This is a genomic window from Ralstonia sp. 1138 (assembly GCF_040544795.1).
Lineage (GTDB): Bacteria > Pseudomonadota > Gammaproteobacteria > Burkholderiales > Burkholderiaceae > Ralstonia > Ralstonia flatus.
In genome coordinates this window covers 925635-949663 of the sequence record NZ_JBEPKQ010000001.1, presented here as the reverse complement: position 1 = coordinate 949663, position 24029 = coordinate 925635, and the positions used below count along the sequence as shown (strand labels likewise).

Sequence of the window (24029 nt, the reverse complement as noted above, 5' to 3'; positions counted from 1 at the left end):
GACTGCGCCGGTTAGGCGCACGAATTGCTCTATTTGACTTCATTGACCCGTGCCGCCATGAAAACCCGTTTTCGTATTGATGGTCAGCTGCTCGAATGCACCTCCGAATCCCTGGAGAGCACGTACTTTCGAGTGCGTTGGACGCTACGTCGGGCAGACTGCCTCCCATCCGCCCAGGCACCGCAAGGCGAATCGTATGTTTGCCGTGCGCTCACGGAGGCCGAAGCGCAGCAATTCGTCCTGGCCCGCGCACGGCTGATGAGCGGCCTCTTGCTTGAGCCGGCCCACAAACTCGAGCAGGACGAACCCGATTCCGCCATCAATCTGGGCGGCAATGTGCCGCCCGATGCGCCGGTTGTGAGTGGTCGTTAACACGCTGGGCTACGCGGTTTCTATACTGCCGTTTGTCCACCCTTCTATTCAGAGGTACGCGTGTCGTCTCCGCCAGCACCCCTATGGGCGCTCAACACCCTCCGCGCCGTCGCAGAAGGCCTGTACGGCAGGGGCAGCGTGTTGCTGACCGGCGATCGGGCCGAAAAGGTGAGAAGCGCGTACTACGCGTATTGGGATGCACTCGGCCAACCGAGCACCGAATTGCATCGGTGCATGGCCACCGCCCTGTATTTCGTGGAAGCGATCCGGATGGAGTTTGTGCAGCCCACCGTTGCTGTGCTGATGGGCGAGGTGCAGTTCATCGACCCCGTAGATAGCGCTTACACGTCTGACGCAGACCACTTTGAATTTTTGCCACAGGAAGTCGGGCTAGCCCATGCGGGCGATTCCCCCGACGGCGAATCGCGCCCACCATCCGCCTCGGGCCGTTCAGTTCACGCTGTGCGGCATTCCGGGGCGGGATGATCCTCTCGTCTCTCCGAGGCCAAGCGTGTCCCCGCTTGGCTTTTTTTTGATTTCTCGTACGACTGTCGATCAAAAGGGGCGCGCAATCATGGTTCGCGCAATGGACACATGAGCGATGCCAGCAGCAGAGCTGCCGCTGACAGCAACAGTGCTCCCAGGCCGCCGCCCGCGCGGCCCCCGCTGACGGCCCACTGCAGAAACGACAGACACCCTCCAGACGATAAGGCCAGCAGCAGTGCAAATGGCGCGCTTTCCCGCCATGTCAGGGTGCGAGAACGGATCTGCCGGATAGCCTCTCGCGCGACGCGATACAACACCCACCACATGCCGAAGAAGAGAAAGGCGGCGCAACTCCACAAAAGCACGTTGTTCGTCAGGGTCATACTGGCTGCTTCAATGTGAGATCGAAACCGGGCCAGAGCAAACGGTGTGCCGCCGATCGGCGGCAGACCGGGCCCCGTCAGTACACTGCGCCGGAGGTGTGGTCGTCACGCCCGTTGACAAGGGGTGGGTGCCACGCGCGCTCTGGGGGGCATCGGCCGGACTTTCTGAAGCCCGCCAATGCGCGGCCTGCAGTGGAACGCAGAGACGCGCAGACACGCGTATTGATGCAGTCAGCGCTGCGTAACCGGGGTGCCGAGGGCGCCAACGGTCTCCTTGACGCCCAGTGTCGCAAGCGAGCCCGGCCGTCCCAGCAGGTACCCCTGTCCCGTACGCACGCCCAACTCGACGAGCAGCGCCTTTTGTTCTTCATGCTCGATGCCCTCGGCAACAAGGCCACATCGAATTTCGCTGGCAAACGTCACCATCGCTTTGATCAAGGCTCGCTTGGTCGGGTTGTATTCGAGATCGGTAGTCAAGCGGGCGTCGAGCTTGATGATGTCCGGTTTCAGTTCAATGATGTGCCGCATGGTGGCGTAGCCTGAGCCTGCGTCGTCGATCGCGACGCGGATCGCGTTCTGTCGTAGCGGCCGTAAAGCAGACTGGAGATCCGTATAGTCCTCGACCAGCGCGTGCTCGGTGATTTCCAGCACGACGCGTTCGGCGGGGATGTTCCGGAATACAGCGTCGAGCTTGCCGCTGAGAATCGTCTTTGGCGAAGCGTTGACGGCCAAATACGCATGGGGATAAGCGTTGAGGGCCTGCAGCCCTTTTCGGATCGCCAGCATCTCCAGCTCTTCGCCGATGCCCGCTTCCCATGCGTCTGCAAACCAGAGATAGGGAGGGCGATCTTGCCCACCCGGAAACCGGGAGAGGACCTCAAGCCCAACCAGTCGCAGATCGAGAAGCGACCTTATGGGTTGGAACACCACGGTCAACTTGTCACTATCGACCACGCTACGTACGCGGGCGCGCTTCTCCTCCGCCCCGCGCGTCGTTTCCAGGTGGGTATCGATCTGCAGGCCGATCACGCGCGAGAAGGCTGTCATCAGCTCCAGATCCCGCGAATTCAATGAATGGTCGGACCGGTCGCTGAAGCAGCAGAACATCCCGAATACGGAACCGTCCGCGCGCTCGATGGGCACGCTGATATGCGCGCCGACCCTGATGGAGCGAGTGGTCGATAAATCACAATCCGGGAGTCGGGTTGCATCGTGGATTAACGTTGGCAAGCGGCCCTTCGCAACGCGTATGCATAGACTCTCCGCGACGGGATCGGCATCCCCAGGGCGAAACGGGGGCGGGTCTACGCTGCTGTCCACATAGCGGAAAACGCGTTGCGAACCCACGAACTCCGACACAAACGCGTAAGGCATTCTCAAATGCGTCCGGACGGTCCGCACAATCTGTGTGATGACTTCTTCGGCCTCGACATGGGGCTGTATAAGGCTTCCGGCGAGAAACTCCTCCACTTTCTCCTCCTGGCGGAAATGGCGTCGCGAGCATTTGAAACGCTTGGCTCTTGATGGGCAGTATTACTCGCAATTTTTTCTCCCGCAAAATCCCTGGGAAAAATGTGATTGCCCCTGACCTTCCATTTTCTCTTATAGGGATTTCCACTATCTGCCTGGGCAAATCTACGTCGATAAGTAACTGAACGGTCCGTTTTTTCACGTGACTTGGCAGATACACGGATGTATCCGGGCGAGAGCATGGCCAACATTACGCAATCCCAATTATCGGAAGCCATCGCGCAGCTGGTGAGCTGCGGTGTTTTCTCGGTGGACCGAGAAATGCGCATCCTGTCCTGGAACCGCTTCATGCAGTACCACAGCGGGCGGTCGAGCGATGACGTGCTCGGGCGCGACATGTTCGAGCTTTTTCCCGAACTCCCAGAAAAATGGCTGCGCAAGAAAATCGACAGCGTCTTTGTGCTGGGCGTTTCGGCATATACGTCGTGGGAACATCGACCCTACCTGTTTCGCTTCAGGCATACCCGTCCGATTACCGACACGATGGAATGGATGCAACAAAATTGCAGCTTCATTCCCATCGAGGATGAGAAAGGCGTGGTCATTGCAGTCGGCGTCACACTGCTCGACGCTACGGACGTTTGCCTTGCCTACGGAGAGTTGAGAAAGCGCGAGAAAATCGCCACTGACGCATTGCAAGAGCTGACTGTTCGCAATGCACAGTTATCGGCGCTCAATGAAGAACTCGCTCAAGCGCATCAGCAACTGCTTCAATCCGAAAAACTCGCCGCCATTGGGCAATTGGCCGCTGGTATTGCACACGAGATCAACAATCCAGTGGGTTTCGTGTTATCGAATCTCAATACCCTGCAGCGCTACATGGGCACCTTGCTCGAGTACGCCCGCGGCATGGAGCAATTGATCACCGAGGCCGCGCCAGCCCTTGATACACGGCTGGCCTCGCTGGCACATGCTGCGGATATCGACTACCTGGCCGAAGACGCCCCAGCACTGGTCGTCGAATCACGGGAAGGTTTGACGCGTGTGCGCGACATCGTGGTGGACCTGCGGGACTTCTCTCGTGTGGACAGCACCCACCAGTGGGAGCAGGTGGACATCCACCGCTGTATCGAGTCGACGCTGAACATTGTCCACAATGAAATCAAGTACCACGCCGACCTGGTGCGCCAGTACAGCGCCCTGCCACAGGTCACGTGCATTCCGTCGCAGATCAATCAGGTGGTGCTCAATCTCGTCGTCAATGCGGCTCAGGCCTATGCCAGTAAGCAGGAGGAGCGTGGTCAGCGCGGAACCATCACCGTGCGCACCGGATGCGATACGGACGACGCCTCCTCGATCTGGCTGGAGGTGGCCGACGCCGGTTGCGGGATCCCTCCCGAAAACCTGAAACGAATCTTCGATCCGTTCTTTACGACCAAGCCGGTCGGGAAGGGCACCGGCCTGGGCCTGTCGCTCACGTACGGCATCGTCAAGTCGCACGGCGGCCGAATCGATGTGCGAAGCACCGTAGGCGAGGGGACGACGTTTCGCGTGGTGTTGCCGCTGGGTCACGAAGATGCAGCGCCTGCAGCGGACCAGCGCGCTGGCGTCTTGGCAGCGGCCTGATTTCAAGTCATTACCCTGAAGGGGCACTCACTATGGCGCTACCCGTCATCGTCGCCGACGACTCGTCGTTGGCTCGCAAATTGTTGATTAACGCCCTCCCGGAAGACTGGGATGTTGAGGTCACCCAAGCCTCCAATGGAGCACAGGCCCTTGAGCTTTTTCGTGCGGGCAAGGGCACCGTCGTGTTCCTCGATCTGACCATGCCGGACATGGACGGCTTCCAGGTGTTGGAACACATCCGGAAGGCAGCAGAGGATGCCTTCGTGATCGTCGTATCGGCCGACATTCAGGCCGGCGCCATCGAGCGCGTCAAAGACTTGGGAGCCATCGGCTTTGTACCGAAGCCAGTTTCGGCTGAACGGATCGTTCCTATCCTGCGGGGGTATGGCCTCTATGAGTGACTTGGCTCTCAACGAAGAGCAGCGCGATGCGCTGCAGGAAATCGCCAACATCGGCATGGGGAAAGCCGGTGCAGCGCTTGCGGCGTTGCTTGGCGAGTTTGTGACCCTCTCTGTGCCAGGCATCAAGTTGGTAGACGCCGCCCAATTGCGGGCAGATCTGCTGGGGGGCGATGTGGCAGGCGATACGCCGCCACCCGTTCGTCAAGCATTCCAGTCGGACATCTCGGGTGAGGCAATCGTGCTGTTCGGCAAGGACGGCCGGGAGGAGCTCGAAGAGCTGATGGGCTATGACGACGCAGACGTCAACGTGGGTAGCGAGGCGTTGTCGGACATCGCGAACCTGTTGGTAGGTGCGTGCGTGCGCAGTGTCTTTGAACAACTCGGCAGAAACCTGTCGTTCTCTCGCCCGAGTTTCGTGCCGCCGTCCGCACTCGCGCATGCATTGTCCGACGAACAGCTCGGGCGCTGGGATGTGGCGCTGCTGTTGGAAGTCCGGTTCACTCTGGAGCGAGGCGGATTTGTCGCCCAGCTCGTCATGCTGCTGCCCGAAACCGCCATTCGAAAAATGAAGGACGCCCTGGAGCAGTTCCTGCAGGCGCTCTGACAGACGCCTGGGAACCCCTGCCCGAACTGAGAGATCGCGCCATGCTTACCCACGAAGACGACGCCGTGCAAACCATCGTGCCTGAAGCTGCGGTGCAGACGGAAACCGCGTCGGCACCGATCGGGGCTCCCGCTGCCACGCCTCTGATCCTGCTCGTTGACGACGAACCGGGGGTACTGTCATCGCTACGACGTCTGTTGCGGCCCACGGGCTATCGCGTCATAACGGCGGACAGCGGCGCTGCCGGCCTCGACATGCTGGGCGTGTATCCGGTCGACCTCATCATCTCTGACATGCGCATGCCGGGCATGAGCGGCGCCGAGTTCCTCGCTCACGCCCGTGAGCGCTATCCCGATGTCATGCGCATCCTGCTCACCGGGTATTCGGAGATCGATTCAGCGGTGCGCGCCATCAACGAAGGCGGCGTCTATCGCTACCTGAACAAGCCGTGGGACGATCAGGACCTTCTCCTGACCGTCAGGCATGCCATCGAGCAGCGGACCCTCGCCAAAGAGGCGCAACGCCTCACCGATCTCACGCGCCAGCAGAACAATGCCTTGCAGCGGCTGAATACAGGATTGGAGGCGCAGGTTCAGTCGCGTACCGAAGAGATCAGACAGACGGTGATGTTTCTGGAAGGGGCGCAGCGCGATCTCAAAACCAACTTCACCAACATGGTCCAGGTGTGCGCCAGCATGATTGAACTGCGGTGCGGCGCAATGGCGCGCCAATCGCTCCGTGTGGCGAATCTTGCGCGCCGTATCGCTATGGAGGCTGGCCTTACTGGCCTTCAGGTGCAAGACATCTTTCACGCCGGATTGCTGCACGGTATTGGCAAGTTGTCGTTGCCCGACGCGCTGCTCAACACGTCGCTGGATCGACTGTCCGCCGAACAAGCCCAGCAGTTCTATCAGCACCCGCTTCGCGCCCAAATGCTGCTGACCCCAGTGCCCCAGCTCGAACATGTCGCGCTCATCGTGCGCCACCAGTACGAGCGATTTAACGGGCGGGGAACACCTGACCGCTTGGCCGGCCACGGTATTCCCATTGGAGCGCGTATCCTGGCCGTTGCACGGGATTTCGAGGGGTTGCTCGCCGGAGAGATCATTAAGCAGCGCGTGTCCGGCGACCAAGCGATGGAGATGATCAAAGCGCAATCCGCCCTGCGCTACGACCCCGATGTGGCGGTTCGCTTCGTGGCCGTCCTCAAGCAACAAGGAGAGGCGATGCCCGTCCGCCAGATCACGTCAGGCGAGCTGCGGGAGGGCATGCGCTTGGCCGACGATGTGTTCACCCGACGCGGGGTGCTCCTCCTGACGAAGGACAGCGTCGTAAACGCCCATCAAGTCATGCAAATCAAGCGCTTCGAATCGCACGAGGACTTGCCGTTCACCATTCTCATCTACGCCGAGCAGGAGCAAGTCCGGTAGGACAATCCGAACGGGCCGCCTCGCGGGTTCGTTGCGGACGTCACGGCGCCCATGAAGATCTTTGTTGTGGCTGCAGCCACTTTCTCCGGCGCCTGCAGAGGGTGTTTCCGGAACGGGTCGTCCCGGGGCCATACAGAAGGCGGAACGCAGTGGAATCCTGTAGAGCCGGCGCATATGGCGCCCTGCTGCCAATGACCGGCGTGCCTGGCACACGCCGGGTCCTATAATCTCCGCTTCCCCGAACCCGTCCCCCACCTCCCCATGTTTTCTCCTCTCCACATCGCAGATAAATCAGTGCGTCGGGCCAGGAGACTCTGGGCTAACTACGGCATCTTCTGGTTCGGCGCCGTTCTGGTGGGGCTGGTGTCCGTGGCCTACGCGAAGCTCATCGATGTGGGTTTCGAGCTGTTTCGCAACATGGTGTCGCACGCGTTCTGGCTGCCGATCGTCATCACGCCGGTCGGCGCAGCACTTGCCATCTGGCTCACGCGCCGGTTCTTTCGCGGTGCCGAGGGCAGCGGCATTCCGCAGGTCATCGCAACACTGGAGGACGGGCGACTATCCAGTGCGCTGCTTTCCGTGCGCATCATGCTGGGCAAGATCGTCGTCTCGTTCCTCGGCATCCTCTGCGGCTTCACGATCGGCCGGGAGGGCCCCACGGTGCAGATCGGCGCATCGCTCATGTACGCCATGCGGCGGGGCTATCGTCGAAGCAGCAAGCACATCGAGCGACAGCTCACGCTCGCCGGCGCAGCTGCAGGCCTGGCGGCCGCCTTTAACACGCCGCTGGCCGGTGTGGTTTTTGCCATTGAAGAACTGACGCGCAGCTTCGTGGCGCGCAACAGCGGCACGCTCATCACCGCCATCATTTTTTCCGGCGTGGTCGCGCTGGGCCTGCAAGGCAACTACCTGTATTTCGGGCGCATCCAGGCCATCGGGCAATTTCATCTCGCGCTGGTGCCTGTGGTGATTGGCGCAAGCGCCATCTGCGGTGTGGCAGGCGGCGCGTTCTGCTGGCTGCTGCTCAACATCCCGCGCTGGATGCCTGCACGGCTGGTCGACATCCGCCAAGCGCAACCGGTGTTGTTTGCCTTCCTGTGCGGTGTCGCCATCGCGCTGATCGGCCTGGTGTCAGGCGGCACGACGTTCGGCAGCGGTTATGCAGAAGCACGCGGCCTGCTCGAAACCCATCAAGCCCTTTCCCCGTTCTATGCGGTGCTCAAGTTCGGGGCGCTCATTGCGTCGTACCTGTCCGGAATCCCGGGCGGCATTTTTGCGCCGTCGCTGGCGATCGGGGCGGGGCTCGGCAACGTCATGTCGCTCGTGACATCGGCGATCCCGCTACCCAGCCTGGCCGCGCTCTGCATGGTCGGCTACCTGGCGGCGGTGACGCAGTCGCCCATCACATCGTTTGTGATCGTGATGGAGATGATCGACGGCCACGAGATGGTCTTGCCGCTCATGGCGGTGGCGTTGTTGTCCAGCCAGGTCTCCAAGACGTTGACGCCGTCGTTCTATCACACGCTCGCGCATCGGTTTCGTGCGGCGGTGCCGCGCCCCGCGGCGCAGTGAAGACGTTCGTCCCACGGCACGAGCACACACAGCTCGCGGAGCGGTCCTCCAGGTCACCCAATTCGTGCGCAATTAAAAAGCGGCACGCCCTATACCGAGGCGTGCCGCTTTTTTATTCTTTGCGCAAAAAACGTTCTTGGAAATGTCATCGATGATATTGGCCCCTATGAGCGTGTGGCTTTATTCATCGATACCCCGCTTGAATATTTCCTTTTATTAATAATTCTCGGTGATCAGCATATCTAAATCATTTGGTTTACCAAAACACGCATACTTGACCTTGCCAATTGTAAAAACACCGAGATTTGTAGTCCTAATTATCTAGACACAATTCACAAAGTCGTCTACTTTTGTTCAGAATTTAGAGTCTTCCCTCCGCGCCCGCTCAGCCCCTGCACATCAACACGGGTATGTGCTTGAGTTGGCGCTCCTTCGTCAATAAAAAAGCCGCATCTACCGGGGGTACGGTAGCTATGAGTACGACGAGCTACACGGTCAGGGCAAACGATTGGGCAAATACAAGGCACGCGCCACGTGTCGATCCATGCCCCGCCCGCACAATTCAAGTCGCGATCAAGTGGCCTTTCGATCCGCCCTGATTTCCCGCGCCCTGACGGGCCAAGCCGTTGACCACTGAACATTCGGCTCAGCGGACCAGCATTCAACTTCTGCCGTATTGAAGACGCTCCTGATCGGGGCGGCGAGTCGCTGCGTCCTTTTTAAAGCCGCGTGGTGGTCGGCTTTCGAATTTCTGGCAGTTCCAATCAATCGGGAACCCGCAGCTTTTGCGGGCGCCTCGGGCGCGTTCGTCTTTTTGGTGTGTGCCGCGCGATGGCTGACCCGGTTTTCTCCTTTTCTTGCGCTCTTGGCGAGCACGGTGGAATCCAAATGAACAAGTCCTACAAAACGATCTGGAATGAGGCGCTCGGCGCCTGGGTGGCGGCGTCGGAGCTGGATAAGGCCAAAGGGAAGGGCGGTTCGGTCCGGCATAGCGGGCGCGCCTCCGGCCTGAACTCCGCCAGCGGTGCGATGACGCTCATCGCGGCGGCGGTGGCTGTCTTTGGCGCGGCAGTGCCGGAAGAAGCGCTGGCGCAGGCGAACTGCTCTACGGCCCCGTACAACGCTTACAGCGGCAGCATGACGTGTGTCGGCTATATGTCCACAGCCACGCAAGGCGGGGCCACGGCCGTCGGTTATGGCGCCAACAGCACGGGGCTTAACGGCGTGGCAGTCGGCTTCCAATCGATTGCCTCCGGTACCAATTCCATCAACGTGGGTGCACGCACCGCTCCGGGTACCGGTGCAACTGCCGATTCGACGATCGCCATCGGCACTGACGTCACTGCCAGCGGCACGGCGGGCATCGGTGTCGGCGTCCAAAGCGTTGCCAGCGGCAACTTGTCGACCGCAGTCGGGTCGTTGGCAAAGGCAACCGCAGACAACGCCGTCGCGCTTGGCGCAAACGCCCAGGCTACGAATGCCGCCGCCACCGCTGTCGGTAACGGCGCAAAAGCCAGCGGCAACACAGCGCTTGCGCTCGGCGGACAGGCGCTTGCCATCGGCGACGGCACCGTTGCCGCGGGTCAGGGCGCCGGCGCGGGCTCGACCACGGGCAACACCGGCTCGGTCGCCGTCGGTATCGCTACCGGCACGCTCGTGAGCGGCGCGCAGAACACAGCAGTGGGCGGCGGTATCGCAAGCGCGATGCGTGGCGCCGGGTCCGGCGTCACCGGCACGCGCAACGTCGCGTTCGGCACGGGCGATGGCACGGTCACGTACGACGGCACGGTCACGTACGACGGCACGCTGGCCGCTTCCGCGGGTAACTTGGTATCCGGCAACGACAACGTTGCGATCGGCACGAACGCGGGCATTGGTGTAACTGCCAACGGCACCACCTCCGTTGGCTTGAACGCCAAGGCATCCGCCACTGGATCAATCGCCATCGGCGTTCAGTCGACGGCCGCGGGCGGTTTTGGCGTGGCGGTGGGCAATGCGTCGGTGGCTTCGCAAAGTGGTGCAACGGCCATGGGCAGTGGCGCAACAGCGTCCGGCGTATCGGCCACGGCCCTCGGAAACAATGCGGTGGCCTCCGGCACGAACGCCGTTGCGATGGGTCTGGGCGCGCGGGCTACGGGCACCAACAGCGTGAGCATCGGCACAAACAACGTCGTCAGCGGTGCCAACTCTGGCGCCATCGGCGATCCGAGCACCATCACGGGCTCGGGTTCGTATTCGCTCGGTAACAACAACACCATCAATGCGAACAACGCGTTCGTGGTCGGCAACGGCGTGACGGTAGCCGGCGGCCTCGACGGCGCAGTCGTCCTCGGCAATGCCTCGACAGTATCGGCAGCCGTGCAGACGCCGAACGCCACGATCGCAGGGACAACCTACACGTTCGCAGGTGGCACGCCGGCAGCAGGCGACGTCGTCAGTGTCGGCTCGGCCGCCGCCCCACGGCAGATCCAGAACGTCGCAGCCGGACGGCTGAGCAGCAGCTCGACCGATGCGGTCAACGGCTCGCAGTTGTTTGCGACCAACCAAGCGGTGAATGGCGTCTCCACCACCGTCAACAACATCCAGAACGGCGCGGGCATCAAGTACTTCCACGCCAACTCCACGGCGGCCGATAGCCAAGCCACCGGCACAGATAGCGTGGCCGTCGGTCCGCTCGCGGTCGCCAGCGGCACGAACAGCGTCGCCACCGGCAACGGCGCGCAAGCCCAGGCCGCGAACGCGCTGGCACTGGGCGCCACTGCACGTGCAACCAATGCCGGCGATGTGGCGCTTGGTTCCGGCTCCGTCACCGCCGCATCCAACCCAACGGCCAGCGCCGTCGTCGCCGGTGTCACGCGCAACTTTGCGGGTACCAACCCAACCAGCGTTGTGAGCGTCGGTGCAGTCGGTGCAGAGCGCCAGATCACGAACGTCGCCGCTGGCCAGCTCAGCAACTCGAGCACCGATGCCGTCAACGGCTCGCAACTCTTCGCGACCAACCAGGCCGTCGATGGTGTTTCCACCACCGTCAACAACATCCAGAACGGCGCCGGTATCAAGTACTTCCACGCCAACTCCACGGCGGCCGATAGCCAAGCCACCGGCACGGACAGCGTCGCCGTCGGGCCACTGGCGGTCGCCAGCGGGGCGAACAGCGTGGCAACCGGCAACGGCGCGCAAGCCCAGGCGGCGAACGCGCTGGCACTGGGCGCAACTGCACGCGCAACGAATGCCGGCGATGTGGCGCTTGGTTCCGGCTCCGTCACCGCCGCATCCAACCCAACGGCCAGCGCCGTCGTCGCCGGTGCCACGCGCAACTTCGCAGGCACGAACCCGACCAGCGTGGTGAGCGTCGGTGCGCTGGGCGCAGAACGCCAGATCACCAACGTCGCTGCAGGCCGCCTGAGCAATTCGAGCACCGACGCGGTCAACGGCTCGCAGTTGTTTGCGACCAACCAGGCGGTGGACGGCATCTCCACCACCGTCAACAACATCCAGAGCGGCGCGGGCATCAAGTACTTCCACGCCAACTCCACAGCCGCGGATAGCCAAGCCACCGGCACGGACAGCGTGGCCGTGGGGCCGCTCGCGATCGCCACTGGGGCGAACAGCGTGGCGACGGGTAACGGCGCCCAGGCACAAGCCGCCAACGCGCTGGCACTGGGCGCAACCGCACGGGCAACCAATGCCGGCGACGTGGCACTCGGCTCCGGCTCCGTTACCGCCGCATCCAACCCCACAGCGAGTGCAGTCGTCGCCGGTGCCACGCGCAACTTTGCGGGTACCAACCCAACCAGCGTCGTGAGCGTCGGCGCGCTCGGCGCAGAACGCCAGATCACCAACGTCGCCGCAGGCCGCCTCAGCAATTCGAGCACCGACGCGGTCAACGGCTCGCAACTCTTCGCGACTAACCAGGCGGTGGACGGCATCTTCACCACGGTCAACAACATCCAGAACGGCGGGGGCATCAAGTACTTCCACGCCAATTCCACGGCGGCCGATAGCCAGGCCACCGGCACGGAAAGCGTGGCCGTGGGGCCGCAAGCGGTTGCCAGCGGCGCGAACAGCGTCGCCATGGGTAACGGCGCGCGGGCCACCGCAGCCAACTCCGTCGCGCTCGGCGCCAATTCCACCACCACGGCCAACCTGGGCGCCGCTGCCTACAACCCCGGCACGGCACCGCTGGCCGGCACGTCGCCGGTGGGCGAGGTCTCGGTGGGCTCGGCCGGCAACGAACGCCGCATCACCAACGTCGCCGCTGGTTCGGCCGCAACGGATGCCGTGAACGTGAGCCAGCTGCAATCGGTGCAAACCGAACTGACGCAGACCAAGAACGACGCGCTGCTGTGGGACCCGACCGCCAACGGCGGCACGGGCGCCTTCAGCGCCAACCACGGTGGCACGGGGCCCAACGTCATCACCAACGTTGCACCCGGGGCGTTGAATGCCACCAGCACAGATGCGGTGAATGGCTCGCAGCTCTTCGCGACCAACCAGAACGTTACGAACCTCGGCAACACCATCACCAGCATCCAGAACGGCGGCGGCATCAAATACTTCCACGCCAATTCCACGGCGGCCGACAGCCAGGCCACTGGCACCGACAGCGTGGCGATCGGGCCGCTGGCGGTTGCCGCCGGCGCCACCAGTCTTGCCGCCGGCAACGGTGCGCAGGCGCTGACGGCCAATGCGCTCGCGCTCGGTTCGCTGTCCTCGGTATCGGTAGCGGGCGGCGTGGCGATCGGCTCGGGTGCCATCTCGGATCGCGCCGTTGCCTCTGGCACCGGTTCGATCCCGGCAGGCAGCCATGCCGTGCCGTTCAACACATCCGACGGAACGCTGCTGGGTGCCGTGTCGTTCGGCAGCGCTGCCGGCAACACGTACCGCCAACTGACCAACGTGGCCGACGGCACCGGCCAGCACGATGCAGCCACAATCCGCCAGCTGACCGGCGCGCTGCAATCGTTCGCGGTCACGCCCACGCTGTACTTCCATGCCAACTCCACGGCGGCCGATTCGCTCGCGGTCGGTTCGCAGTCGGTGGCGGTCGGGCCTACGACGGTGGTGAACGGTGACAACGGCGTCGGCATCGGCAACGGCGCGATCGTCCAGCAGACTGCGCCGGGCGGCGTTGCCATCGGGCAGGCCGCCACCTCGGGCCAAGCCGATGCGATTGCACTGGGCAGCGGATCGACGGCCGATGGTGCGCAGTCGATCGCGCAAGGTGCCAACGCCAATGCGGCATTGGCGGGCGGCATCGCCATTGGCTCGGGTGCGAAGAGCAACGCGGTGGATGCCATGGCCCTGGGTTCGGGCGCCAACGCCACGTTTGCCAACAGCGTTGCGCTGGGCGCCGGCTCGCTTACCTCGGTGGGCGCGTTGACCAACTACATGGCCTTCGGGTTGACGGCGCCGCAAACCTCGTCGGGTGAGTTGAACGTGGGCAATCGCCAGATCACCGGCGTGGCGGCCGGCCGCCTGGGGTCGGATGCGGTCAACGTGTCGCAGTTGCAGGCGGTTCAGCAGCAGCTGACGACGTACATCAACAACAACGGCGGAACCTTCACGTCCACCTCGCCCAACGGCAGCACCAACAACACGCCCCCCGCCACGCCGGGCCCCAACTCTTCAGTGGGTGGCACGGGCGCCGTGGCGTCGGGCTCCAACAGCACGGCGCTGGGCAACAGCTCGCAGGCAACCGCCAACAACTCCACTGCCGTGGGTACGGGCGCAGTGGCAACCGGCAGCGGGTCCACCGCCATTGGCGCGGGCAGCAACGACGGCGGCCGTACGGATGTCGTCTCGGTGGGCTCGTCCACCTTGTCGCGGCAGGTGATCAACGTAGCGGCCGGCACAGCCCCCACCGATGCCGTCAACGTGTCACAGCTGAACAACGCCATCACGCAAGCGAACAACTACACCGACAACCAGGTCGCGGGCCTGCGCAACAGCATCGATTCGTACCGGCGCGATGCCGACGGCGGCACCGCCATGGCGATGGCAATGGCCGGTCTGCCGCAACCGACCGGCCCCGGCAAGAGCATGGTGGCAGTGGCAGGCAGTGTGTACAACGGCCAGTCGGGTCAGGCGCTCGGTATCTCGACGGTGTCGGAAAACAACCGCTGGATCTACAAGGCCGCTGTCTCCACCAACACGCGCGGCACGTATGGCGCCGTGGTCGGTGCCGGGTATCAGTGGTGAGGCCCGCCCCAACACAGCAACCACCGCAACGTGACCTCTTTCGGATTCCTGATATGAACAAGCGCTCAATCCCCGCCTGCATTGCCATGCTTTCGTGCGTCTTCGCCCTTGCGGCATGCGCGGGCCCCGGCCCCACCGACACCGCGTTCCCCAAACCGGACACGGCGATGACCCCCGAGGGCTCGTTCCCCAACGTTGACCACCTGCGCATGGTCGAGCCCGGCATGACCAAGGGCCAGGTCTATGAGCTGATCGGCGTGCCGCATTTTCATGAAAGCGTGTTCCGCGTGCGCGTGTGGAACTACCTGTTCCACTTCCGCAGCGCAGACAAGCCCGTCACGTGCCAGTACCAGATCCAGTTTGACGACGACAACCGCGTGACCAAGACGCGCTGGGCCGACCCGCAGTGCGAGACCTTTGCACCCGCAAAGCCCGCCCAGTAAGTCACGAGCCACACCAAGATCAGACGGAGAGACGTTGATGAATCGTTTTAACGGCGCATTGAAGATGATTGCGGCCTGCGCCCTTGCCACCGCTTCCGTGCTCGCCCACGGCGCGGAAGCGGGTGACTCAGCCGACGAGTTGCTCGGCAACGCTACGCTCGCACTCAAGCGCATTGACGCGGGCGACTACACCACGCTCTGGCAGCAGACCGCACCTTTCGTGCGTGGCATCTACACGGCCGATCGCTTTGCCGCTGGGCTCGTGCAAGCGCGCAAGTCTGTGGGGACTGTCAGCCAGCGCGGCTGGGCATCGGTCACGCGGCTCACCTATACGAAGGTCAAGGATGTTCCCGACGGCCTGTATGCGAACGTGGACTATGCAACGCGGCTGACGGATGGCCGCGTCATTTACGAGAAGGTGAGCTTCCAGCTGGGAGCGGACGGGCATTGGTACTTCACCGGCTATGACCCGCGTCAGAACCAGGAGGGGGCCGCGCAGGCACAGAAGTGACCACGCGGCCCACGCTGTCTGGTCAAAACTTAGCCCCGCCGCGCCGCCTCAATCGCCGCGATGTCGATCTTGCGCATCGTCATCATCGCGTCGAAGGCGCGCTTGGCTGCCGCGCGGTCTGGGTCGGTAAAGGCCGCCGTGAGCGCGCGTGGCGTGATCTGCCACGACAGGCCCCATTTGTCCTTGCACCAGCCGCACATGCTTTCCTCGCCGCCATTGCTGACGATGGCGTTCCACAGCCGATCGGTCTCGGCCTGATCGTCGGTCGCAATCTGAAACGAGAAGGCCTCGCTGTGCTTGAACTGCGGCCCGCCGTTCAGCCCCAGGCACGGAATGCCCGCCACGGTAAATTCCACCGTCAGCACGTCGCCCTCCTGGCCGGCGGGGTAGTCGCCCGGCGCGCGGTGCACGGCGGTGACTTTGCTGTCTGGGAAGGTCTCGGCGTAAAAGTTGGCCGCATCCAGCGCGTCGCGGTCGTACCACAGACAGATCGTGTTCTTGCTGACCATGCATGTCTCCTCAGGGGCGGGCGCCGGCATGTGCGATCGAGGCATTCCACAAATTGCGCGCGCCCGTGATGTGACGTGGATGCCATTGCCGTTGCGATTGCCGTGGCTTGCACTCTCTCACATTCCTACGCGGGCGCCGGGTACTGATTCTCGTAGGTTTGACGCCCCCGTCATGCCGGCTCAGGCAGCTTGGCGATCACCTTGATCTCGAACTGAAAGCCGTAGAGCCACGTCACGCCAATGCCGGTGAGCGTGGGGTAGGGTGCCTCGCCCCAATGCTCTCCCACCACCTTCCAGATGGGCTCGAACTGCGTTTCGGGGTTGACGATAAAGACCGTCACGTCCACCACGTCCTGGAACGTGCAGCCGGCGGCAGAGAGGATCGCATTCAGGTTTTCGAAGGCCAGCGCCACCTGCTTCTGCAGATCGGGCTCGGGCGAGCCATCCGGCCGGCTGCCCACCTGGCCCGATACAAACAAGAAGCCGTTGGAGCGGATGGCCGGTGAATAGCGGTTTTGCTCATACAGCGCTTGGCGCGCGGCCGGAAACACAACATCGCGTGCAGACATGAATCGGTTCCTTGCAGGGTAAGAAAATTGGGCTAATGGGCTGCGCAGCCACGGCACTGTATGCATTCGCACCCCGGGAATAAACCGCCCGTGCCTACAATCACTGTTTGCCATTGCCAAACAATCTTCCTGAAGCAGGAGCCGACGTGGACCGATTCGATGCACTGCAGGCCTTCGTTCGCGTGGTGGAGGCCGGCAGCTTTACCAAGGCCGCGCAGACGCTGGAGATCAGCAAGACCACCGTCACCCAGCTCGTCCAGCAGTTGGAGGCCCGCTTACGCGTGAAGCTGCTGAACCGCACCACGCGGCAGGTCAACGTCACCGCAGATGGCGCCACCTACTACGAGCGCGCCGTGCGCCTGCTGGCCGACCTTGAGGACGCCGACACCAGCCTGTCCACCGCATCCGCCGCCCCGCGCGGGCGCCTGCGCGTGGATGTGCCGACGCCTTTCGCGCGGTTGATCCTCGCCCCCGCCCTGCCCGAATTCCACGCGCGGTATCCCGATATCCAGCTTCATATTGGCGCGAGCGACCGCATGGTCGACGTGATTGGCGACAACGTCGATTGCGTACTACGCGGCGGCGAGCTTGCCGACTCTTCCCTACAGGCCCGCCGCGTGGGCGCGTTGCGGCTTGGCGTGTATGCGGCACCCAGCTATCTGGAGCAGGCCGGCACGCCCCTGCACCCCAGCGAGCTGGAAGACCCGCGCCACCGCGTGGTGGGTTTTCTGAGCACGCTCAGCGGCAAGCTCCGGCCGCTCACGCTGCAGCGTGACGATGAAACCTTCAACGTGAGGGCGCGCTATGTGGTTGCGCTGGATGACGGCAATGCCTACCTGGCGGCCGGCGTGGCCGGCATGGGCGTGGTCTGGTTGCCGCACTACATGGGCGAGCCGCACGTGGCGCGCGGTGAACTGGTGCCGCTGTTTGCCGATTGGCACCTCACCCCCATGCCGATGTATCTGGTGTTTCCGCCCAACCGGCATGTCAGCGCCAAGCTGCGGGCGTTCATGGGCTGGGTAGATGCGTTGATGGCGCGTCATGCGCCGTTGGCGGGTTGAGTGAATGCCGATGTACGACGCCCAACAAAAAAGCCGCCCCAAAGGCGGCTTTGTTTTTTGATGGAGCCCTTCAGCTTGCCCCACCCGTTGTCGAACTGGCGGGTTCAGACGCAGGTGCCGGGTTCGGCGCCGCTGCGGGTGCCGGCGGCGTGGTCACCGCAGGCGCCGATGCCGGTGCAGCCTCAGCAGGCGCCTTCGGTGCCGGCGCAGGCGCAGGGGCGGAAGCGGGCGCCGCCACCGGCACAGGCGGTGCGGCTGGCGTGGGCACCACGGGCGTCGTCATCTTCATCGGCTCGCCCTGCGGTGTGGGCGCCGGCTCGGGCAGCGGGGCCACGTGTTCCTTCTCCGCCGCCTTGGCGACCTTGTGGTCCTTGCGCGCCGGGTCGATCTTCAGAAAGTGGTCGACCAGGTTGAAGTAGCGCTCGTAAAACACCCCGGCCGGAATCGTCTCGCTGGCCACCTTGACCATCGAATCGTCCCCCGAGCCGATGGGCAGCGACACCGAGCCCAGGATGCTCAACCCCACGCTGGCCGACGTGCTCGTCTTCTTGAGCGCGTAGCGGTCTTGCACCGCGTTTACATAGGCCGTGCTGGAGGTGCCGTCTGCATTGGCCTCTGCGCACACCACGTGGAACGAGATCACCACGTGCGAATCGTTGCTCGGCTGGAAATTCTTGCTGCCGTCGATCGTGTCCGGGCGCGGCGAAGTCGACACATAGCCCTGGCTCAGCAGCGCGCGGCGCGCCGCCTCGCACGTTGCGTCAGATTTGGCGTGGAAGGTGCGCGCATACGGGCTTGCCGCCGCATCGAACTGCTCCTGCTGATAGAGCGGCGTGGGCGCAGAACTGCACGCCGCCAGAGCGGCAGCGACGCTGACAGCAGCACACAAAACAGACAACGGACGGAAGCGATAGGGCATGGCGTAGGGCAAAAGGGCTCGGCCGGATGGTGGAGCGGCCCGGTGGCGCGCCACCGCAGGTACGGCGCAAGTTTTGTGCGCGGCGGGCAATGGCGGCGTGGGTGGCCGGGCGACATTATAAGTTTGTCGGGTGACGTGGCGGGCCTGCTGTCGCTTCCGCGCGCCAGTGACCTCCCACCGGCCTACCAAAGTAGAGATTCTCTAGAAATCTAAGCGGGTCTCGTTGGGCTCGGCCTGACTGGGCGGCGCAGCGCGTTCCGCCGGGTTAGCCACGCGACAGCCTCGTCCACCATCGGATGATGCCGGTTCGTATTCCAGACGGCGGCGGCCGTGACGACCATTACCTTTTCCTTCAACGGTCGGATAACGACATTCTCCGGCGCCAGCTTTCGCATTGAAGCAGGAACCAGCGCGACGCCCTGGCCGCATCCAACATAAGCAATCTGCGATGTCACTGAACGCACCTCATGCATCACCCGGGGCGTTAAGCCGTGCGAACGGCAAACGGAGGTCAGCATGTCGAAGTAGACCGGGCTGACTTGCCGCGAAGACATCACAAGCTGTTCATCGGCAAGCGACCGCAGCCGCACCCTCGGCAAAGCGGCGAGCGTATGTTCCCGTGGCAACGCCACGGCCAAGCGATCTTCCGCAAGCGGCATCGTGGCAATGCCACTGCCGACTTCGCCATCCAAACGGACGAAGGCCAGATCAAGTTCTCCGGCTTCCAATGCGGGAATAGCGTCACCGCTGTCGATTTCCCGCACAAATACCGTCAGGTTCGGATGCACGCGTTTGAGTTCGGATAGCAAGGGAGGGACCGTTTCCAGCATGGCCGAAGTAATCGCTCCCACGTGCAACACGCCGGACTGGCCGGCTGCAACCTCACGTACCACGCGTTCAAGACGCTCGACCTGGGCGGCGAACTGACGAACGGCGGGTAGGATGGCCGCGCCTGCAGGGCTCAGCTGTGTGCCCCGCCGAGAGCGATGAAACAGTTGGAGCTTGAGGGACTGCTCCAGCACCTTGATCTGCTCGGTCAGAGGCGGCTGCGACATGTTCAGGCGTTTCGCTGCCCGGCCAAAGTGCTGCTCTTCGGCCACGGTGAGGAACATCCACAGTTGGCGTATCAGCCTGAAATCAATCGCGTTGTTCATGTCGAGTCCGTTACCAAGTCAGGAATGTGGGGGTTATTTCTCTATTCCGAAAATCGTATCAGACAGATACGAAACGGAAAATTTACATATCAGTCTGCAGATACGACGATGGTCTCACTTGCAAACCGAGACCCGTGAAATGAACCAGACCTCTGTCCTAGAACGCCTTGCATCGCTCGACACAAACACGGTGTCCGATGCGCTCGATTTCCTTGGCCTGCGAGGCGCGACGGTCGGCCTGCGCCCGCTCTGGGACTGCCCAAAGATCGTCGGCCGGGCCAGCACCATTCAGCTGGGCCCCAAGGCCGACGCCAAGCCTACGGTGCACCTGATATCGCCGGTGATTGATGCGGTGACAACGGATGATCGCGTTCTGGTCATTGCTGGCGGTGCGGAGGGCATTTCGTGCTGGGGCGACATCCTGGCCAACGCAGCCACCGCCAAGCAGGTTCGAGGGTCGGTCATTGATGGTCTCAGTCGCGACATCGAAGGCAGTGAATCGATCGGCTACCCGGTCTACGGCCGTGGAATCACGATGATCAGCGCCCGCAATCGCGTGATCCAGATCGACTCTGGCAAGCCGGTTCTGATGGCAGGCGTCACCGTGCACGAGAACGACTTCGTCATCGCCGACCGTTGCGGCACGGTATTCGTGCCAGCTGATCGCATTGAAGAGGTGCTCGACCTTGGTGAGCGCATCGCCCGCCGTCAGGACGGCATGGTTGCAGCCGTGCGCGCGGGCCGCTCCGTCGCTGAGGTGATGCACGACAAAGAATTCGAAGCCATCGCCGTTCGATGAACCGACCCCAGACAATCTTCAATCGGAGCCCTGCACATGACGAATCCACGTAAAGCCAGCGCCGAGGACCAGGAACTGGTTGCCTTGTTCGCCGGCCTCGACACCCCCGCCGTCTCGGATGCCCTGGATAAGCTGGGGCTGCATGGCCAGGCCGTGGGCATCATGCCGCTGGCCAACTACACCAAAGTCGTGGTCGGCCCGGCATTCACCGTCAAGTACGTGCCGGCCAGCGTACCGGCTGGCACGGTCGGAGACTTCATCGACGACGTGGCCGAGGGCGATGTAGTGGTGCTCGACAACGACGGCCGCACTGATTGCACGGTCTGGGGCGACATCATGACCCAGTACGCCGGGCTGCGTGGCATCGCCGGCACCGTCATCGATGGCGTCTGCCGCGACGTGAGCAAGGCGTTGGGAGACAACTACGCACTCTTCACGGCAGGCCGCTTCATGCGCACTGGCAAGGACCGCGTACAGGTCGAGTCGGTGAATACGACCGTCGGCATCGGTGCAGTGCGCGTCGCCTCGCGCGACATTGTGGTCGCGGATGCGAATGGAGTGGTCTTCGTGCCACGGCACCGCGCGCGCGAAGTGGCGCAGATCGCGCGCCAGATCGAGGAAGTTGAATCGCGCATCCGCGAGCAGATCGCACTCGGCAAGGCACTAGGCGAAGCCCGCGCGGCCCTGGGCTATCACACCCTGCAAACGAAGGCCTGAGCCATGACTACGATCCCAACCTACGACGCGGTACAACTGGAACAAGCCTGCAAGCTCGGCACCTCCACGCTGTTCGAAGCCTCCGGTTTGTCCACCGCCGCCGTGGACCCTGCCATTCATACGGTATGGCCCGGTGCTTCCGTTGCTGGGCCTGCTTATCCGCTGGAGTGTTCGCCTGGCGACAACCTGTCCATCCACATCGCCATGGAGAAAGTGCCGCGCGGCAGCGTACTCGTCATCTCGACCGGTGGCTTTGTTGCCGGCTATTGGGGTGAGGTACTGACGGTCGCGGCCGAAGCCGCAGGCGTGGCGGGCCTCGTCATTGACGGAGGCGTGCGCGATATCGCCGCAATGACGGCGCGCCGCTTCCCCGTGTTCACGCGCGGCATTTGCATGCGCGGCACGATCAAGGCGAGTGCGCCGTCGATTGGCCAGCCGATCAGCTTGACCGGTACCCCGGTTGCAAAGGGCGATTTGGTGGTAGCAGACGACGACGGGGTATTGGTCATTCCCGCAGCCCTTGTCGAGCAGACGCTTGCCCACGGCCAAGCCCGTGCCGACAAGGAAGCAAAGATGATGGACGCACTGCAAAACGGCTCCAGCACGCTGGAGCTGATGGGCCTCACCAGCTGGAGGGATGCGCAATGACAGACGCCGCCTACGGATTGAACCGCTTTCTTGCCGCCGCACGGCCGTCCGCTACCTACCGCGTGATGGACCGCGTTGCCGCGCGGCGGGCCAGTGGTGCCAACGTCATTTCGCTGAGCGCCGGGGAGCCGGATTTCGATACGCCCGAGCACGTGCGCGAAGCCGGCATTGCTGCCATCCGTGCAGGGCACACCCGGTACACACAGGTGGCGGGCCTGCGCGTGCTGCGCGAGGCGATTGCCGCCAAGTTCCAACGTGAAAATGACCTCGATGTCGACTGGCGCAACACGCTCGTGTGCAGCGGCGGCAAGCAAGTAATTTTCAACGCCCTGGCCGCTACGCTCAACGAGGGCGACGAAGTCATCGTTCCGGCACCGTATTGGGTGAGCTACCCGGAAATCGTCCAGCTATGCGGTGCCCGCCCAGTCGTCGTGGAGTGTGGCGCCGAGACCGACTTCAAGCTGACCCCGCAGGCGCTGGCCCAGGCACTAACGCGCAAAACGCGTTGGCTGATCCTCAACTCGCCTTCCAACCCGACCGGGGCGGTGTACACGCGCGATGAGCTTCTCGCGCTGGCGGGTGTCCTGCTTGATCATCCTGACGTACTCGTTTTGTCCGACGACATCTACGAGCACCTGATCTTCGACGATCTGCCTTTCCACACCATCGCCCAGGTCGAGCCTCGGCTGCGCGAACGTGTCTTGACCATGAACGGCGTATCCAAGGCCTATGCAATGACCGGCTGGCGTATCGGGTTCGGCACCGGGCCAGCATGGCTGATCGAAGCCATGGAGAAACTGCAAGGGCAGCAGACGTCTGGCGCGTGTTCCATTTCGCAGCATGCCGCACTGGCAGCGTTGACCGGGCCACAGGATTTCATTGCGCAGTCCAGAATCGCGTTTCAGCGCCGCCGTGACACGGTTGTGGAGTTGCTCAATCAAGCACCTGGTTTGCGCTGTGCTGTGCCGCAAGGGGCTTTCTACGCGTTCGCGTCATGCCAAGGCCTGATTGGCAAGACCACCCCAGCGCAGACATATCTGGACACCGATGAAGCCGTCGTCAACGCATTGCTTGACGAAGCCGGCGTTGCCGTCGTTCACGGAAGCGCCTTCGGGCTCGGGCCGTACATTCGGATTGCCTACGCACTCGATGATGCATCGCTGCAGAAGGCATGCTCGGCCATTCAGGATTTTTGTCGCTCGCTCGTTGCGTAAGCCACTCCAGGAGCATGATTCCGATGTCTCAGGAATTCCTCAAATCGCAGTTCTCTCTCACCGTCGTCAATACGGCGGTTGACATCAGTGCCATCCATCGCAATGGCGACAAGGCCCCGATCGTCTTCTTGCACGGTTTCGGCTCCACCAAGGAGGATTACGCCGATACCGTCCGCCATGCGGAATTTGCCGGCCACCCATTCCTTGCCTATGACGCGCCGGGCTGCGGTGAATCGCATTGCGGTGATCTGTCAAAGATCAGCATCCCGTTTCTGGTGGAGACAGCACTCGCTGTGCTCGCCCGGGTCGGTTTTGAGCGGTTCCACCTCGTGGGGCATTCGATGGGAGGGCTGACGGCCCTGATGCTTGCGCACAGACACCCCGAGCAGGTGCTTAGCTTCACCAACATCGAGGGCAATATCGCCCCCGAAGATTGTTTCCTGAGTCGGCAGATCGTCGATTACCCGCGACAAGATGCCGAGCGGTTCTTCGACGATTTCATTGAGCGCACCCGACATGCCCCCGCCTACGCAAGCGCGCTCTACGCCGCGAGCCTGCGGCACAAAGTCCGGGCGGGGGCGGTAGGCGGCATCTTCCGGTCGATGGTGCATTTGTCTGACAAAGGCGACTTGATGCAGAAATTTCTTGGCTTGCCGTTCCCCCGGATGTTCATGTATGGCGCACAGAATGCCTCGCTTTCCTACCTGCGGCATATCCGGGAGCAGGGCGTCGTCCTCGCCGAGATTCCAGAGTGCGGGCACTTTCCTATGTATTCGAATCCGGTGTTGATGTGGCGCGCGATCGCCGAGTTTCAGGCGCGCGCTGAGTAACGGGCGTTGGTCGGGCTTCCGCCGAAGCCAGGCGAGGGTGCGAGATCACGGATAAACCCGGCGGGCGTTTCATCGTCACACGACCTGACCCGCTAGCGACGCAGCGCAGA

22 protein-coding genes are annotated in these 24029 nt (G+C 62.9%); 16 read left to right on the top strand and 6 right to left on the bottom strand.

Annotated elements, in window-relative coordinates; genetic code table 11:
• The first annotated feature begins 57 nt into the window (after positions 1-57).
• Together ABIC76_RS04125 and ABIC76_RS04120 are read left to right on the top strand one after the other, a co-directional pair.
• On the top strand, positions 58-372 hold the full coding sequence (locus ABIC76_RS04125) for a hypothetical protein (protein WP_102065777.1): 315 nt from the start codon (positions 58-60) through the stop codon (positions 370-372).
• Between the two features lie 60 nt (positions 373-432).
• On the top strand, positions 433-858 hold the full coding sequence (locus ABIC76_RS04120; protein ID WP_102065778.1) for a hypothetical protein: 426 nt from the start codon (positions 433-435) through the stop codon (positions 856-858).
• An 86-nt stretch (positions 859-944) separates the two neighbouring features.
• Here the strand turns inward: ABIC76_RS04120 and ABIC76_RS04115 are convergent, their stop codons facing one another.
• On the bottom strand, positions 945-1241 hold the full coding sequence (locus ABIC76_RS04115; RefSeq protein WP_102065779.1) for a hypothetical protein: 297 nt from the start codon (positions 1239-1241) through the stop codon (positions 945-947).
• Positions 1242-1472: 231 nt separating this feature from the next.
• Entirely contained in the window at positions 1473-2711 is a 1239-nt protein-coding gene (locus tag ABIC76_RS04110) for a sensor domain-containing phosphodiesterase (RefSeq protein WP_354533078.1), read from the bottom strand.
• 240 nt (positions 2712-2951) lie between these two features.
• Here ABIC76_RS04110 and ABIC76_RS04105 point away from each other — a divergent pair, with 240 nt between their 5' ends.
• The 8 genes from ABIC76_RS04105 to ABIC76_RS04070 all read left to right on the top strand — a co-directional run bounded on the left by ABIC76_RS04105 (position 2952) and on the right by ABIC76_RS04070 (position 15499).
• Positions 2952-4337 carry an ATP-binding protein gene (locus ABIC76_RS04105; protein ID WP_102066134.1) on the top strand — a complete coding sequence of 462 codons (1386 nt, stop codon included), beginning with the start codon at positions 2952-2954 and terminating at the stop codon, positions 4335-4337.
• 32 nt (positions 4338-4369) lie between these two features.
• Positions 4370-4738, top strand: coding sequence for a response regulator (locus ABIC76_RS04100; protein ID WP_102065781.1), 369 nt, complete (start codon positions 4370-4372; stop codon positions 4736-4738).
• On the top strand, positions 4731-5342 hold the full coding sequence (locus tag ABIC76_RS04095) for a chemotaxis protein CheC (RefSeq protein ID WP_102065782.1): 612 nt from the start codon (positions 4731-4733) through the stop codon (positions 5340-5342). Before ABIC76_RS04100 ends, ABIC76_RS04095 begins: the two co-directional genes overlap by 8 nt.
• 41 nt (positions 5343-5383) lie before the next feature.
• Complete coding sequence (gene nosR, locus ABIC76_RS04090) at positions 5384-6772, top strand: response regulator c-di-GMP phosphodiesterase, NosR family (protein ID WP_102065783.1); 1389 nt, start codon at positions 5384-5386, stop codon at positions 6770-6772.
• Positions 6773-7033: 261 nt separating this feature from the next.
• On the top strand, positions 7034-8344 hold the full coding sequence (locus tag ABIC76_RS04085) for a chloride channel protein (RefSeq protein ID WP_354533077.1): 1311 nt from the start codon (positions 7034-7036) through the stop codon (positions 8342-8344).
• A gap of 888 nt (positions 8345-9232) precedes the next feature.
• A complete protein-coding gene (locus ABIC76_RS04080) occupies positions 9233-14545 on the top strand; it encodes a YadA-like family protein (RefSeq protein WP_354533076.1) in 5313 nt (1770 codons plus the stop codon).
• A gap of 53 nt (positions 14546-14598) precedes the next feature.
• A complete protein-coding gene (locus tag ABIC76_RS04075; protein ID WP_354533075.1) occupies positions 14599-14988 on the top strand; it encodes an outer membrane protein assembly factor BamE in 390 nt (129 codons plus the stop codon).
• Positions 14989-15025: 37 nt separating this feature from the next.
• The gene (locus tag ABIC76_RS04070; protein ID WP_354533074.1) at positions 15026-15499 is read left to right on the top strand and encodes a DUF4019 domain-containing protein; all 474 of its coding nucleotides are present in this window, start codon (positions 15026-15028) and stop codon (positions 15497-15499) included.
• A gap of 29 nt (positions 15500-15528) precedes the next feature.
• Here the strand turns inward: ABIC76_RS04070 and ABIC76_RS04065 are convergent, their stop codons facing one another.
• Together ABIC76_RS04065 and ABIC76_RS04060 are read right to left on the bottom strand one after the other, a co-directional pair.
• Positions 15529-16008 (bottom strand): VOC family protein, encoded by a 480-nt coding sequence (locus ABIC76_RS04065; RefSeq protein WP_354533073.1) that lies wholly within the window; start codon positions 16006-16008, stop codon positions 15529-15531.
• Between the two features lie 170 nt (positions 16009-16178).
• Positions 16179-16577 carry a RidA family protein gene (locus ABIC76_RS04060; RefSeq protein ID WP_354533072.1) on the bottom strand — a complete coding sequence of 133 codons (399 nt, stop codon included), beginning with the start codon at positions 16575-16577 and terminating at the stop codon, positions 16179-16181.
• 146 nt (positions 16578-16723) lie between these two features.
• Between ABIC76_RS04060 and ABIC76_RS04055 the strand changes: the two genes are divergently transcribed.
• Positions 16724-17638, top strand: a complete 915-nt coding sequence (locus ABIC76_RS04055) for a LysR family transcriptional regulator (protein WP_354533071.1) — start codon at positions 16724-16726, stop codon at positions 17636-17638.
• 70 nt (positions 17639-17708) lie between these two features.
• Here ABIC76_RS04055 and ABIC76_RS04050 read toward each other — a convergent pair whose 3' ends face one another.
• Both ABIC76_RS04050 and ABIC76_RS04045 read right to left on the bottom strand, forming a co-directional pair.
• Positions 17709-18557, bottom strand: a complete 849-nt coding sequence (locus tag ABIC76_RS04050) for a DUF2242 domain-containing protein (protein ID WP_354533070.1) — start codon at positions 18555-18557, stop codon at positions 17709-17711.
• A 209-nt stretch (positions 18558-18766) separates the two neighbouring features.
• Complete coding sequence (locus ABIC76_RS04045) at positions 18767-19711, bottom strand: LysR substrate-binding domain-containing protein (RefSeq protein ID WP_354533069.1); 945 nt, start codon at positions 19709-19711, stop codon at positions 18767-18769.
• Positions 19712-19850: 139 nt separating this feature from the next.
• Here ABIC76_RS04045 and ABIC76_RS04040 point away from each other — a divergent pair, with 139 nt between their 5' ends.
• The 5 genes from ABIC76_RS04040 to ABIC76_RS04020 are packed head-to-tail and all read left to right on the top strand — an operon-like array spanning position 19851 to position 23919.
• Positions 19851-20510 (top strand): RraA family protein, encoded by a 660-nt coding sequence (locus ABIC76_RS04040; protein WP_354533068.1) that lies wholly within the window; start codon positions 19851-19853, stop codon positions 20508-20510.
• A 36-nt stretch (positions 20511-20546) separates the two neighbouring features.
• On the top strand, positions 20547-21227 hold the full coding sequence (locus ABIC76_RS04035) for an RraA family protein (protein ID WP_354533067.1): 681 nt from the start codon (positions 20547-20549) through the stop codon (positions 21225-21227).
• A 3-nt stretch (positions 21228-21230) separates the two neighbouring features.
• Positions 21231-21875: an RraA family protein gene (locus ABIC76_RS04030; RefSeq protein WP_354533066.1), complete on the top strand. Its 645-nt coding sequence runs from the start codon at positions 21231-21233 to the stop codon at positions 21873-21875.
• Positions 21872-23089 carry a pyridoxal phosphate-dependent aminotransferase gene (locus ABIC76_RS04025; RefSeq protein ID WP_354533065.1) on the top strand — a complete coding sequence of 406 codons (1218 nt, stop codon included), beginning with the start codon at positions 21872-21874 and terminating at the stop codon, positions 23087-23089. The genes ABIC76_RS04030 and ABIC76_RS04025 overlap by 4 nt, the downstream gene beginning before the upstream one ends.
• A gap of 23 nt (positions 23090-23112) precedes the next feature.
• The gene (locus tag ABIC76_RS04020; RefSeq protein ID WP_354533064.1) at positions 23113-23919 is read left to right on the top strand and encodes an alpha/beta fold hydrolase; all 807 of its coding nucleotides are present in this window, start codon (positions 23113-23115) and stop codon (positions 23917-23919) included.
• Positions 23920-24029 lie beyond the last annotated feature (110 nt).